We start from the raw sequence: 12201 nt of genomic DNA, 5'->3' as shown, positions 1-12201 counted from the left end.
CTGAATATGTTTTATTTACAATTAAAAATTAAATTAATTACTGTCCCAGGGAAATTGGGAACTGACCAATAATTTACCAAGCAATCATCATTAGTCCAGCAAAGTCCATTAGTGATTATTTGGAATCCATGTTTATGATAATCGCAATAATCTTTCGAATAAGACAAACCCAAACCACCTGGTGCATCTATCTTTGTACTATTGGTCTTAATTAGAGCCCACTCTATCGCTCCTTGAGGTGAATTAATTTTTCCTCTTGTAAATTTTGAGATTGGATCCAAAAACCCAACCCCTAAATCTACCAAGGTGAATTTTAATTGAAATAATTTAGGATAGTATTGGCCACATGCAAAAATTGGGTCTTCTGTTTTTGCATGGGTTTGAATATTTGCGAAAATCTCAAGAAAATGTTCCAACAAATTAGCTTTGACCTCAGGCATATCCTCAAAAGCTTTGTGACCAAATAAAGAATCACCTATATAGCCGTAAAATTCCCCATCACTATCTGTTAAAAATCGTGTTAGTTTAACAGTTGTTTCCCTATTATCAATCAAAACTTCCCCATTCTCAGATGGTTTCAAAAATCCATTTCTTTGAAATATTTCAAATTTCCCATTTATATCCTTCTTATCAATATAGAATCTATGTCCCCAATCCCGATTCAATACAAAGATTATTGAGTCAAGTATGGCACAAAGGTTTGCGTCAATCCAATTTAGCTCACTAAAATCCAAAAATATATCCAAAGAGGTCTTTCCCCTATAATAATCAAATATATCGTACAGTTTTCTTAAAGCTGGAGGACCCGAAATCAACCGACCTTCAACAGTATACTTCTCTGTAGCATTTGATTTCATAATATTGATTCAGTATTTATACTTTCTATATTCCTTCCAATTGTTCAAATATAGAAAAACTTATCTTAGCTAAATGAACCTAATTTTTGAAGTTGCTTTATATCTTTAACCAAACTATTCATTCATTTTCAGGAGGGAAAAATGGAGGAAAGACTTATAAGTCCAATCTTAGTAAAGCCTTTAATAAAATTTTGAAAAAAGTAATGGATATAAATTTTTTCTCTCCCAAGTCAGTCTAGTTTTATGGAGATCAATCATATTTCGAACCAACCTCAGATCGTGAAGAACTTACTGATGAGCAACTTGTCGGTTGGTTTCAGAGAATTCATATGGATAAAGGGTTGGGAGAATTGAATAAAGGTGATATTCCACCTGAGAAATAAATGTATCCATCCGACCAACAGCTATAACAAATAAAAAAAACACTGCCCAGTTTTTGACCTTTAGTGATATAATAAATTATAAAATCTAATTGATTCTGACACAACTGGCTCTCTTTTAAAACCAATATCAGGGATGGTCAAAGAAAATTAAGATTGACCGGTTGAAGAGGATTCCTCCAAACTGAACTTCCTGCACCAATAATAAAATGTTGTCTTTGAAATGCCCTCTTCCTCAGTGCAAAAGAGGCTTAACTTTTTCCAGAAGCCTGCCACCTATTAAACACTTCGTAATACTCATCGATGTTGATCTTTTTCATGATGCACCTTTACGAAGTTATCACCGTCCAGGAAATATGGGGTTTATCGGATGGATAAGGATGTCAGTCAACAGCCACTAGCAAAAAGCCCTGATAGATGAATGCATCAATCAGGGCTTTTTTCAAGGGCTTTCCTCTAGTGGGCTAAATGTTATGCACAGTTGTTCTTTTAGAAGGGTATGTCAAGTCTGTCATTTTCAATATTCAATAGTTCGGTTATTTCACCATTTGACTTTACACTTAGTATAATGGTTCTTTCATCATTCACATCAAATGTAAAATTATAGATGTTGAAAGGTTTTGAAGTAAAACACTCCACTTCACGTTGTCTAAACCAAGTCGAAAAGTCTGCTAAATATATAACCTGACTATCTTTTAAGGCAATGTTTGTTAAATTGTATTTTTCAGCAATGTGTGTAATTGCGATTATTTTTGCACCGTCTTCGTCAATGTAAAGTTTATCACTTTTAGGAAACAACTTAGAAATTCTTTTCCCAATTTTTATCCATCCATCTATTCCCTTTTCTAATTTGTCACCTACTGATATTACATAAGCAATAGAACTTAATGTTGCCACTAATAATATCCAATCAGCACCTTTTCCAAAATTTGTTTCTGTTATCTCTACTTCGTTGTCAATATATTTAAGTTGTTCAAGTATTTCATCAAGCTCAGTCGAATTTATCTCTGAAAGATTGAAATTCATTAAATCATCGGATAGTCCAGTTGGAATAAATACTATTTTCATCTTATTGAATTTCTATTCGTTCATAATTAGTGATATCACCGTCTGAGGCGATTAAATAGACATACCTATATTTTTTACTTTCAAAAGTTATATTAGCACAATTGACCTTGTCCAAAGTTTCCTCATACGGAAAGTCTATGTCAGAATCATATCTATCGATACCTTTATCAACGAGCTTCTCTGATTTTGTTATTTCTGCATTCTTAACTCCCTTGTGATTGATTAAGTCATATCTGCACAGATTTTCAAGCAAAGTCAAATTAAGAACTCTCACAATCTTACCTTTATCTCTTTTGCTTTTTATGTGATTGGATATTTTTTCCCAAATAGATAAAGTTTCATCAGCTAATGGAATTATGTCAATTAAAACTTGAAAAAATATCCCTGCATATTCACCAATGTAAGCGGATGCATGTCCTCTGCGAACATTAAAATAAAACAGTGTATTGTCTTCCTCAATTTTATATAGTTCCTTTCGTATGTCTATCCAAAATTGTTCAATTTCAAACTCATCTTCAATTGAGTCAGTCTTTAGATATTCTATGTTTATTCTTTCCATTTGTGTCGTTTTTTGTCGTTGTCACGTCTTTTCAATTGTACGTAACGTCCAACTATCATCCGTAAGCTGGACTTTTTAAATATCTATAAAAGTATCTCTTCCCACTAGCCTTTGCAAATAGCTCGGTAAGCTTATGGATGATAGTGTTTGTTACAGGCCGTTTTGATGCCAGTCAGGGAGTCTGCCGAATTCATTTTTATATTGGTTGGTAAGTTCGAGTTCAACAACCATTGGAAAATCAGAATACTAATGATCATAAGTGAGCCACCAATAAATCTTAATGGTTTTTAGACCTTCGTTCAGCATTTGTTTTGGAAATGAGTTGGCACGTTTAATCCTTTTTTGTTCGCCAAATCTGTTTGGATGATACCCGTTGACAAGCCGGTCATAAATTCCTCCTTTTCTGTGTTTGATTTTGCCATCTTTTGTTCGCTGGCCACTTGATCCAATATAAATCAGTTCTTCCTTGTTGTTAATGATTCTGTATATGGTGTACACACCGGAACAGTCATTCGGAGCATTGCATTTGTCTCTAAATTTGTCGTTTATTTGAAATAGGACATCCCGTTCCGCTTATATTTTTCCAGTTCTTCAAACTTCATAACTAAGTGTTATATTGATGTTGATCGTACACTGACCTCACGTCAATTCCATAGTTCACTCGATAGTCATTAATCTCTTGTTCAGTAAGTTTTTTTATGTATTCGAGAATTTTAGAGTTCGCTTTTATTGGAAAATAAATAAGAGGTAAAGGAAGTCTCACGTTCCCGACCTCAATAGGGTTTGCACTTTCGTCCAAAAGGAATAATACATCACCGCCTGTTGTAATAGGATGATGCTTCTTTTCTTCATGGAAGGGAGTTATGTCAACTAATGTTCCATTTGGGTTGTGCCATACTGCATGATGTGTTGCAAATAAGTAGTCCCCAAAATCAGGATTAACACGATGATGGAAAGTCCATCCATACTTAACAGCTCCTCCTTCTTGATCGACCTTGTTCGAAACATTCTGAATGCAATGTGTTTGCAATGCGTTAGGGTCTGGTCTATAGTAAGCTAATCCCAGAATATTGGCATTCCGTGATCGAGCAAATCCTTCAATTGCCTCTTGTCTATCTTCATAAGTTATCATCTTCTAAGTCCTCTATGGCCTGTAACGTTTAATATACGCCAATTATGTCTTATATCTCTTGATTTTTAGTTATTGTCGCAATGAATTGCGGATATTTCCAAATTAACATTTCCTAAACCTACCAAATCCCACACACAAAAAAAATACCCTGATCAGGGTATATTTGCCTCTATAAATCAAATAAAAGCCCGGAATCCGGAGCTTCTGTTAATTGCTATTAAAGACTTTAGGAAAATGGGAAGTCAAAGACTGGAAGGATTTAGGTTCGAGTTTGAAGAACTAATATGGGAATAATATTCTGGTTCAACACATTTCTTTTTAATCAATAAAATAAGATAAAAGTTAGGTATTTTTTAATTTTAATCCTTGACATACATATTCCAATAGTTCTCCAGGATCTACATCAATTGCAAGTGCTATGAGATACAATTCATCAGCTCTAAGTTTCGTCTGAGGATTGTTAGTTAATTCAGTTAACCTTGGTTTACTTAGGCCTGTTTTTCTGGCAACATCGGATTTATTAATAGATTTTTTAGCAAAAAACTCTCCTAATCTGGTCATTTGTTCAGTAATTCTTTCAATAAAGATAGACAATCGATAAACATTTTCAGAATTATAGAATAAATTTATTTGTAATGTTAAGAATTACTTAATATATTTACAGAAAGTCTTAAATAATGATAGTCTTTGATAAAGAAAATGAGAAAATACATATTCATATTCCTTTGACTGGATATGAAGAACTCTTATCATATCAAAGGAGTATTTTGGGAGTTTTAAGTGAAATCGAAATTCAAGATTGTAACCCCGAATTAAAAGAACATTTAAAAAAAGTGTATTGTCTTTTAAGTCATTTGTTAATGGACTCAAATTTGAATCATTAATTAATATAAATTATGGAGCAAAGGATCCTAACAACTATTTCAAATTCAAACTCTTCCAGTTTGGAAAAATATAGGATAGGTCTTGAATACCAAAATCCAATTCAATCTGAACAAATATACATCCATAGTTCCCCAACCATCTTCGACATCATTTTCGAAAGAAAACCAAAAAACCCTATTTAGAACCTATTTTCCCAGGATTGGCCGGCATATAAGCCCACATGTAGACCAAGACACCCTTTTCAGGCCGGCAGTCCACCCTTCTTTAAGACAAAAGACTTAAGACTTAAGATACAAGACTGGCGAGCCCTTTGCTAGCAGGGCACTTCTCAAATCGAATCTAGTCTTTTGATCCAGCCGCAATGGTAAGTCTTGGTACTTAGTACTATGTACTTTGTTCAATTTCCCACCTATAGGGGCTGTATTTCCATCATATCTAAACTTCCCTCCAATGAAGCTATTCATCAAATACTGCTTCCTGGCACTCCTATGCCTATACCGAAGCCATCCAACAACCACCCCCTTTAGCGGGCAGGGGGCAACACCCCCCACCCTCCAAGGTCTCAAAGCCGTCGCCTACATCGGCAGCCGCTACCCCTGCCTCCTCGCCAAACTCCTAAACCTCTCCCACCTCATGATAATAGTAAGACAAACATTCCAATTCCCCTTTCCACCATCCCATACTTTTTTACCCCGAGCCAAGTCTCAATTCTCACAATTCCCTTCTTGGCTTCCCGATACTCGGGACAGGACTTTGGTTCTTGTCTCTTGTTTCTCATATCTCATCTCTCACATCTCAAATCTATTCTCCCGCTTCTCGCTTCTCGCCTCTCTAACCCTCCTCCTATTAGCACCAAAAGTTGCCCTCACCCAATCCACCGGAGTTCTCTCATTTGACCCCGCTCCGGTGGTTATTTATGGGGAAGTGGAGTCCTATCATCGAGTCGATTCTATCAATATTTATCTACACCACAATTTGTTGAATTCCAATAATAATATACCCAAGGGTTTAGTAAAATCTATTAAACTTCAGGAGGGAAAGATCTTTGAAGGAACCAAAAACAAGAAAACCTTCCAGTTTACATCCGATCTGCAACATGAGAGTGGGCTATTATCCATACAGGTAGAAGGTTATTATCCGATCCAAAGATTGAGAGTTTACCGGGGAGATACCATTAGAGTCAGAATTGACAGAAATAAAAACATGGTTTTCTTCAATGGTCCCTATGCTGACAAATACACCTGCCAATACCTCACCACATATCTTGTGGAACAAGCGAGGCTAGAGGCAAATCCAATAATGTGGGTGAAAGACAAAGAATCCTTTTTGGAAAATGAAGGTATAGTACAGCAGATTTCCGATGCCGATAACGCCATTCGAAAGACACATCTGATCAGTTCAGACCAGGAAAGTATCAATATCATCCGGGATTTTTTGAAAAAGGAACCATTCCAAAATCCTTCATGGAAAGTAATGGAATCATATTCAGATAGACTTGAAAATGAGATCCATCAACAACTTTCAGCAGATCTGTATGGAAAAATAGCATCCTCTTCCACCAAAAAAGCCCTGACCTATTCAAGGTTTTTTCCTGAAAATGCAAGTTTATTGGCTGACCTATTACCACATACCATTGAGGAAGGTAAACTTTTTGGTGACTCAATATATTCATTTGAGTTTGCAGAATACCTCTATGAATTGGCAAGGTTTAATACGCTTGTTCATCAAGGCTCATTTTATGAACAGGTTTCTGAATTGCCTCAGGCCATTAAGGAGGTAGTAATCGGGATGTACCTTATCGAAAATATTTCCATTGTTTCAGAGCCTGGATTTAGGGATTCTCCACTTTACACAGAACTCATCTCCGATTGGCTTATTCAGGAGGTAGACTATATCCTGGACCATATGTCTGTCGGTTCAAAACTCTCTTCTGAAATCTTGCTTGACTTAAAAGGCGATGAAGTAATACTCGACAAATACCAAGGGAAAGTTCTTCTATTAGACTTTTGGTTTACGGGCTGCAGGGCATGTCTGGAACTATACTCCAAGATCATTTCACCCCTTAAAAAACACTACTACGATGACCATGATGTAAAATTTGTTTCCATATCAGTGGACAAAGATCCTACTTCATGGGCCAAAAGCATTGAATCCGGAAAATACACTTCCCCTCAAGCCATCAACTTAAATACCCGAGGCCTTGAACATCCATTTCTGGAGCACTACAAAATAAGGTCCTTTCCTACTGTCTATTTGGTAAATGCCCATGGGCAGTTGGTGAAAACCAGAGATTTTCCTAAGGATGTCCAAAGTTTTATTAACCTGATCGAATCCACAAAAACCCAAAACTAACATGAAAAAAACCTACTTACTTCTATTGGTATGGATGATAATTCCATTCATAACAAATGCCCAGTCTGAGGCAGAATTTGCCATCAGAGGGAAAATCATCAACAAAAGTGACAATGAAGCACTGCCAGGTGCTATCATAAAGGTCCTTGATAAGGAAATTGCTGCCGTTGCAGATGAAAAAGGTGAGTTCCAACTCAAACTTGACCACGGTGAACATCGGTTGGTTGTCAGTTACATTGGTTTCATCACTGTGGAATATAGCCTCTCAGTACCTAATGAGGGGTCGGTGGTAATTTTAATGGAAAACCGGGAAATCGACATTGAACAGTTTGATCTGGTTTCCACTGGATACCAGGAACTTTCCACCCAAACTGCCACAGGCTCTTTTGTAAAGATTAACCAGGAGATGGTTGATAGGCGGATCAGTACCAATATTTTGGACAGGCTGGAAGACATTACTCCAGGTCTGATTTTTAACAGAAATGGTCCGTCCGATGATGTTTTGAGTATTCGTGGAAGGAGTACGATTTTCGCCAATACCATGCCTTTGATCATCATTGACAGGATTCCCTTTGATGGACCTTTGGAGTCAATAAACCCAAATGACGTAGAAAGCATAACAGTTCTTAAAGACGCTGCAGCCGCATCCATCTGGGGTGCCAGAGCGGGAAATGGGGTAATTGTAATCACTACAAAATCCGGGTCTTACAATCAGGGGGCAAGGATTTCTTTCAATTCCAACATGACCATTGGAGAAAGACAGGATTATCACTATTTGCCCCTTATGGGAATCTCAGACTTCATCGACATTGAAAAGTCACTTTTCGAACGGGGTTATTACAATAACCGGATCAATAATATTACCAGACCTGTACTTTCACCTGTGGTGGAAACTCTCCTTGCTGCCAGAAACGGGACTATTTCCCCGGACCAGGCAGATGCCCAATTGAACCGGTTCAGGAACAATGATTTCAGGTCGGAACTGTATGACCACTATTCCAGAAACAGTGTTTTTGAGCAATATGCCTTGAACTTAAATGGCGGCACAGAAAATTTCAGATATGTTTTCTCCACTGGATTTGACAACAACCGGTCGAATACAATTGGGAACCAGATGCAAAGGATCACATTGAACAACAAAAACTCTTGGAACCTATTCAACGACAAAGTGGAGTTTTATACAGGCCTTTATTTCTCAAGACAAAAATCCTTTCAGGATACTGAAATACCAAATACCCATCCTTATGAATCCTTGACAGACCATAACGGTTCTCCTGCAATGATTGTGGCGGGATTCACTGACAGGTTCAAGAACCAATTCACTGATTCAGGTCTGTTGGATTGGGACTTCAGACCCCTTGAAGAAAGAGGAATGCTGGACAACAGAACTATTTCCAATGACCTGAGAGTCAATACCGGGATAGTATATTTCCCCACCAGGGATCTGTCTTTAAGAGCAGACTACCAATATTGGAACAATAGCTCAGACACCAGAAACCGGACACCTCAGGAGGCATTTCAATTACGGAATATGATTAACAGTTATTCAAGTATTGATGATGATGGACTTATCAGAAGACCGGTACCTCTAGGAGATAGACTATTTGTGCAGAATGGTACCAACTACAGCCATACAATAAGGTTGCAAGCGGACCACAGCACGCTGATCGGCAATGACCATAGGATTGAGTCTATTGCCGGGTTTGAATTAAAAAACCAGACGAGCTTATCCAGTGGAAGCTTTTTCTATGGATATGATGATAGAATTGGCATCAGTACCCCTGTTGATTTCGTTAACAGATTTCCCCAGCTTTATAGTCAAATCTATCAATTTTCCATACCCTCAGGCATATCACATTCCGGAATGATCGACAGGTTCGTTTCCTATTTTGCCAATACAACATACACTTTCAGAAAAAAACTCATATTGACTGCAAGTGCAAGGAAGGACAAATCAAATATTTTCGGAGTCGAAACCAACCAGAAAGGCGTACCCCTATGGTCTTCAGGATTAGGTTGGATCATCAGTGAAGAGCCTTTTTTCAAATCCACGAAAATAGATTTCCTAAAGGCAAGGTTAACGTATGGTTACAATGGGAATGTCGACAAAACAGTCAGTGCCTACCCTACCGCAATGTACTTTACGAGTAATCCCATTATCCCAAATCTACGGTATGCGCAAATTTCAAATCCTCCGAACCCTGAGCTGAGATGGGAAAAAATAGGCATTTGGAACTTTGCAGTTGATTTTGCCTCCTCAAAAAACAGATGGTCGGGAAGTCTTGAATTCTATCGAAAAGAGGGCACGGATCTAATCGGTAATTTCCTTACCCCGGCCTATATCGGGGTGGGTCAAATGAGGGGAAATTTTGCCACAACGGAAACAATGGGGATTGATTTTGTCCTACAGTCCAAAGTCATAAACAAACAATCTTTCCAATGGAATGCCAATTTCTTCTACAGTCACATCAATGAAAAGGTCACCCAATATGATATCAATTCCCATGTCATAAGCTATCTCAACTCCGCAACTTCTGCATTTCTGGCCCCATTGGCAGGTAAGCCTCTTTTCTCAGTTTACAGTCTGGACTGGGCAGGACTTGACCCCAATACCGGAGATCCTTTGGGAGTTCTGGAAAATGTCCCCAGCAACAATTATTCACGGATAATTTCTGAAACTACACCTGAAAACCTTATTCACCATGGGGCTTCAAGACCGACTCATTTTGGAGCATTCCGCAATGATTTAAGGATAAAGGACTTCAGTATTTCCTTTAATATCTCTTACCGTTTGGGATATTACTTCAGAAGAAGTTCAGTGAACTTTGCCAATTTATCAAGAGGTATCATTGACCATGCAGATTATGCCAACAGGTGGCAAACACCAGGTGATGAATTAATCACCTATATACCTTCAGAACCTGCAAACCTGAATGTCCAGAGGAATACCTTTTATTCCAATTCGTCCATTCTAGTTGACCGTGCTGATAATATCAGGTTCCAGGACATCCGCCTTTCCTACAGTCTTTCGAATGCAAAATTCAAAAGATTGCCATTTGAAAGGATAGAAACTTATGTATATGCAAATAACCTAGGCATAATCTGGAAGCATACTAATGATATAATCGATCCTGACTTTAGATCCATGAGACCATTGAAAACCCTCGCGGTTGGATTAAAAGTTGATTTCTAGTACGAGTCAACTTGGAAGGAAAAACCCATGTCAGCTTAGGATTGAAGATGGACTTAAATTAAATAAAACATTGAATTCCAGTCCTCTTTGAAAAAAGAATAATTCCTCCCAATCAGCTACCGGTTTACTTTCTCATAATTGGTTAAACGTTGATAAAACCCAAATGTAGCTTTCGGAAACACAAAAGGTGACGAAACTTCAGTGTAGTTAATTTCTGAAATTTTGAGGATGTATGTATTCCAAAAAATCAAAGAAGTTCCCAATATACCTCTTCCAAAGCCGAAAGAGGTTGGGGATTGGGAGGTTTTTATTAAATCCATAAGTAATAATTGAAATTCGATCTGATTCCTCTCATTGTAAAAACAATTCCCAAATTCCAAATCAATTCTAAATCAGATTACTAAATACAGTTAAAACAAAAAATCATACATCATGAAAAAGCATATATTAATATTCTGTTTTCCCGCACTGTTTCTGATATTATCGGCATGCGGTGACTTTCTGGACGCAAAACCTAACAAATCCCTTGCAATTCCTGATAATTTGGACGACATGGAAGCGTTGTTCAACAACAATTCAGAAATAAATGCGGAACTTGTTATCCCCCTACTTGCTGCTGATGAATATTTCACAAATGATGGTGGCATTCTATCTTATCAACAGTGGCAAAGAGGTATATACTTATGGGATGAAAATCCATTTGATCTTGAAGAAAGAGTGACTGAATGGCTGATACCATATAGAAATATATTTAATGCAAATCTCATTTTGACTTCAGTAGATGGGGTAGCAGGAAATGTCGAAAGAAAAAAAAACCTTAAGGGAACTGCATATTTTATAAGAGCTTACAGCCTCTATGTAATTGCAAAGATATTCGTTCCTGAATTTAAGAATTCAAACAATGATAATAACAAATATATCCCTATACCGAAGTCTCCAAACCAAAATGATCAGAGCCAAATTGGAACAATCAACGAGGTATACCAAATGATTATCGGAGATTTAATGGATGCCCTTGAATATCTTCCCGAAAATCGAGACTTCCCGACTTTACCATCCAAAAAAGCTGCAAACGCACTTTTGGCAAGGATATATCTGGATATAGAAAATTATGAATCAGCCCTGGCATATTCAGACAAAACCCTTGCGTCAGGAATAAACTTAATGGATTTTAACGAGCTAAATTTAAACCTTCAAAATCCCTTTACTTTATTCAATGAGGAAGTAATTTATTTTTCCAGGTTGATGTCATATTCTTTTAACACATCACCACAGACAATAATCAATCCTGAACTTTTAAATCTTTATGAAGAAAATGACCTTAGAAAACAGGCCTATTTTATAACCCGCCCGCAGGGGAATATCAATTTTACTGGCAGTTATACCGGAACTTCACAATTCTTTTCAGGATTGGCAACAGATGAGATTTTATTGATAAGAGCTGAATCTTCCCTAAGGACAGGAAACTTGATTGAAGCTTTAGAGGATTTAAATCTTCTGCTTTCCAAAAGATACCAAAAAGATAATTTCGAAGCCTTTCATTCAACTGAATACAAGGAAATCCTGACAAGGGTCCTTGAAGAAAGGAGAAAAGAATTGGTATTTAGAGGTCTAAGATGGGCCGATATAAAAAGAATGAATAATGATCCGGATTTTCAAATTACTTTAAGAAAGTCAATTGAAGGTGAAGAGTATATTTTGGAACCCCAATCCCCAAGATATATATTTCCAGTACCACCTTTAGAAAAATCATTTTATTGAAAGAGAGACTGGAA

At 37.2% G+C, this 12201-nt stretch carries 9 protein-coding genes; 3 read left to right on the top strand and 6 right to left on the bottom strand.

Annotated features, from left to right (window positions below; genetic code table 11):
* Nucleotides 1–11: 11 nt before the first annotated feature.
* From HMJ38_RS01140 to HMJ38_RS01115, 6 genes are all read right to left on the bottom strand, one after another.
* A complete protein-coding gene (locus HMJ38_RS01140; RefSeq protein WP_194972532.1) occupies nt 12–857 on the bottom strand; it encodes a hypothetical protein in 846 nt (281 codons plus the stop codon).
* Nucleotides 858–1726: 869 nt separating this feature from the next.
* A complete protein-coding gene (locus HMJ38_RS01135; protein ID WP_194972531.1) occupies nt 1727–2305 on the bottom strand; it encodes a hypothetical protein in 579 nt (192 codons plus the stop codon).
* Between the two features lies 1 nt (nt 2306).
* The gene (locus HMJ38_RS01130) at nt 2307–2864 is read right to left on the bottom strand and encodes a hypothetical protein (protein WP_194972530.1); all 558 of its coding nucleotides are present in this window, start codon (nt 2862–2864) and stop codon (nt 2307–2309) included.
* A gap of 246 nt (nt 2865–3110) precedes the next feature.
* On the bottom strand, nt 3111–3362 hold the full coding sequence (locus tag HMJ38_RS01125) for a hypothetical protein (protein ID WP_194972529.1): 252 nt from the start codon (nt 3360–3362) through the stop codon (nt 3111–3113).
* 106 nt (nt 3363–3468) lie between these two features.
* Nucleotides 3469–3996, bottom strand: coding sequence for a hypothetical protein (locus HMJ38_RS01120; RefSeq protein ID WP_194972528.1), 528 nt, complete (start codon nt 3994–3996; stop codon nt 3469–3471).
* Between the two features lie 342 nt (nt 3997–4338).
* Entirely contained in the window at nt 4339–4557 is a 219-nt protein-coding gene (locus tag HMJ38_RS01115; protein WP_194972527.1) for a helix-turn-helix domain-containing protein, read from the bottom strand.
* A 774-nt stretch (nt 4558–5331) separates the two neighbouring features.
* Between HMJ38_RS01115 and HMJ38_RS01110 the strand changes: the two genes are divergently transcribed.
* The 3 genes from HMJ38_RS01110 to HMJ38_RS01100 all read left to right on the top strand — a co-directional run bounded on the left by HMJ38_RS01110 (nt 5332) and on the right by HMJ38_RS01100 (nt 12187).
* The gene (locus tag HMJ38_RS01110; protein WP_194972526.1) at nt 5332–7233 is read left to right on the top strand and encodes a TlpA family protein disulfide reductase; all 1902 of its coding nucleotides are present in this window, start codon (nt 5332–5334) and stop codon (nt 7231–7233) included.
* Nucleotide 7234: 1 nt separating this feature from the next.
* Nucleotides 7235–10426, top strand: coding sequence for a SusC/RagA family TonB-linked outer membrane protein (locus HMJ38_RS01105; RefSeq protein WP_194972525.1), 3192 nt, complete (start codon nt 7235–7237; stop codon nt 10424–10426).
* 432 nt (nt 10427–10858) lie between these two features.
* Nucleotides 10859–12187 (top strand): RagB/SusD family nutrient uptake outer membrane protein, encoded by a 1329-nt coding sequence (locus HMJ38_RS01100; protein WP_194972524.1) that lies wholly within the window; start codon nt 10859–10861, stop codon nt 12185–12187.
* The last annotated feature ends 14 nt before the right edge of the window (nt 12188–12201 follow it).

This window comes from Aquiflexum lacus, assembly GCF_015476655.1.
In the GTDB taxonomy this organism is placed as follows: Bacteria; Bacteroidota; Bacteroidia; order Cytophagales; family Cyclobacteriaceae; genus Aquiflexum; species Aquiflexum lacus.
Note: the sequence above shows the minus strand (reverse complement) of the source record. Positions and strands in the feature narration are given on the sequence as shown.

Bases quoted from the DNA above. Each gene is read 5' to 3' on its own strand.
- HMJ38_RS01105 (WP_194972525.1), top strand. From the start codon at position 7,235: ATGAAAAAAACCTACTTACTTCTATTGGTATGGATGATAATTCCATTC.
- HMJ38_RS01140 (WP_194972532.1), bottom strand. From the start codon at position 857: ATGAAATCAAATGCTACAGAGAAGTATACTGTTGAAGGTCGGTTGATT.
- HMJ38_RS01110 (WP_194972526.1), top strand. From the start codon at position 5,332: ATGAAGCTATTCATCAAATACTGCTTCCTGGCACTCCTATGCCTATAC.
- HMJ38_RS01130 (WP_194972530.1), bottom strand. From the start codon at position 2,864: ATGGAAAGAATAAACATAGAATATCTAAAGACTGACTCAATTGAAGAT.
- HMJ38_RS01100 (WP_194972524.1), top strand. From the start codon at position 10,859: ATGAAAAAGCATATATTAATATTCTGTTTTCCCGCACTGTTTCTGATA.
- HMJ38_RS01115 (WP_194972527.1), bottom strand. From the start codon at position 4,557: ATGACCAGATTAGGAGAGTTTTTTGCTAAAAAATCTATTAATAAATCC.
- HMJ38_RS01120 (WP_194972528.1), bottom strand. From the start codon at position 3,996: ATGATAACTTATGAAGATAGACAAGAGGCAATTGAAGGATTTGCTCGA.
- HMJ38_RS01135 (WP_194972531.1), bottom strand. From the start codon at position 2,305: ATGAAAATAGTATTTATTCCAACTGGACTATCCGATGATTTAATGAAT.